Source organism: Sulfurovum sp. (genome assembly GCF_049668085.1).
Classification (GTDB): Bacteria; Campylobacterota; Campylobacteria; order Campylobacterales; family Sulfurovaceae; genus Sulfurovum.
The window spans coordinates 1-1,603 of the sequence record NZ_JBATIY010000093.1; the positions used below are offsets into that span (position 1 = coordinate 1).

General features: G+C 38.2%; 3 protein-coding genes. 1 reads left to right on the top strand and 2 read right to left on the bottom strand.

Annotated features, from left to right (window positions below; genetic code table 11):
- Positions 1-79: 79 nt before the first annotated feature.
- Positions 80-973 carry a DMT family transporter gene (locus WBM70_RS06300; protein WP_424557655.1) on the bottom strand — a complete coding sequence of 298 codons (894 nt, stop codon included), beginning with the start codon at positions 971-973 and terminating at the stop codon, positions 80-82.
- Between the two features lie 53 nt (positions 974-1,026).
- Here WBM70_RS06300 and WBM70_RS06305 point away from each other — a divergent pair, with 53 nt between their 5' ends.
- The gene (locus tag WBM70_RS06305) at positions 1,027-1,287 is read left to right on the top strand and encodes a hypothetical protein (RefSeq protein WP_424557653.1); all 261 of its coding nucleotides are present in this window, start codon (positions 1,027-1,029) and stop codon (positions 1,285-1,287) included.
- Here the strand turns inward: WBM70_RS06305 and WBM70_RS06310 are convergent.
- Positions 1,280-1,603: hypothetical protein (locus tag WBM70_RS06310; protein ID WP_424557654.1), on the bottom strand; the 324-nt coding region annotated here is incomplete at its 5' end. The two genes, WBM70_RS06305 and WBM70_RS06310, sit on opposite strands and share 8 nt — an antisense overlap.

The window sequence follows — 1,603 nt, forward strand, 5'->3', positions numbered from 1 at the left end:
TCATGGTACTGCCCCAAAGACTCTGCGATGCGCATTACAGCGTCACGACTTTCAAGAACACACGGTCCAGCAATTAAAATCATTTTAGTCCTTTGGGCAGAGCTACTAAAAGCCCTGATAATATTACCAAGATTATACCCAAAACTGTCCAAATATCAGGTATAGGGTCTCCCAACATGATCCCAATAACTACAGCAAAAACAATATTACTGTAACTAATTGTACCAACGATACCTGCCTTGGTAAGCTCATACGCTTTTGTCATCAAAAGTTGGGATACCGTTGCAAAGATGCCGACTGCAGTAACATACCCCCACTCTATACCCTGAGGCATGACAAACTCTGCGAACATCCAGTCAAACTCCTCTGAGACATTCACATAAGGTGTAATAAGCATTAAGATCAGTGGTGCTACCGTTCCTACGCCCATAAATGACATTACTATCGCACGTGTATCATAATACTTTCTGAGTTCTCGTATGGAAGTATAGGCCAACGCTGCACCAATACCTGAAAAAATACCCAGTATGTCATATTTGTCAAATGTTCCACCTTGGGGTTGTGCTACTAAAACAATCCCAATAAAACCTATCACAATTGCCAATAAAGCACTTTTGTGTAACTTTTCATTTAAAAACAGATATGCAAATATGGCTACAAAAATAGGTGAGGTTTTATTATAGGTTACTGCTTCGCCCAGAGGGATATATGCCATGATATAAAAATATGCCAAAAGTGCAGCAAAACCCATAGAACCACGGAAAAGAAGTAAAAAAGGTTTACCCCCTGTTTGTTTGAGTGGTACTTTATAAATAGCGATCCCTACAAGAATAACCCCAAAAATATTTCTAAAAAACGTCACTTCAACCGGAGGGAGCACCTGGCTGACAACCTTTGCAAAACCACCCATGAGTGCAAAGCTAAGTGAAGCCAATAACATGAAAAGTATACCTCTATCCATGTTTTTGATCATTTTTTTCAAAAGATTATCCTCATTTTTGGTGGAAGTGTAACATAATACGTACTATGAATGAAACAGAATTTTACACAAAGCTTTTAGCCCTCCCTAATGGAGCATCATATATATACTATCTTAATAAGCGATATTTACTTAGAAAAGAGACACTGTTGGGAGGTAAGCTTCTCAAACTCTATGCGGAAGAGTTAGGAGGAAATGACATCGTCAGTGGGAACTACTACCCCACCATAAAAGACGGGATGTTAAAACCTTGTGAAATGTCTGATAAAAAAGTGATTGACTTTGTTTTACATGCTTTGGTTATTTAACCCTTGAAAGATGGGCATCCCCGTAGAGTAAAATATCTTTGATCACAGATTTAACTATAAACCCGTCTTTCCCAACTGAAAGTAAAATGTCGCCTTTTTTCTTTCTAAAATTCTTTTGATGGATAAGTGCTTTCACATACAGCATCGCACCCTGCCCTAAATCTTGTATATAAGGCAATACTTCTGCATCGCTGGGTGCCGTGATCTGTACTTTACCATCTTGTTTTTCAAGACCTACAGCAGTGAACATATATGTTTTACCTTTTTCCTTTACCGCAGTACCTAAATTAAAATAGAGTGTTAAAAGATCATCTTT

What these genes read in the sequence shown, in the direction of transcription:
- WBM70_RS06300 (WP_424557655.1), bottom strand. Translation starts at nt 973, where the DNA reads ATGATCAAAAACATGGATAGAGGTATACTTTTCATGTTATTGGCTTCA.
- WBM70_RS06305 (WP_424557653.1), top strand. Translation starts at nt 1,027, where the DNA reads ATGAATGAAACAGAATTTTACACAAAGCTTTTAGCCCTCCCTAATGGA.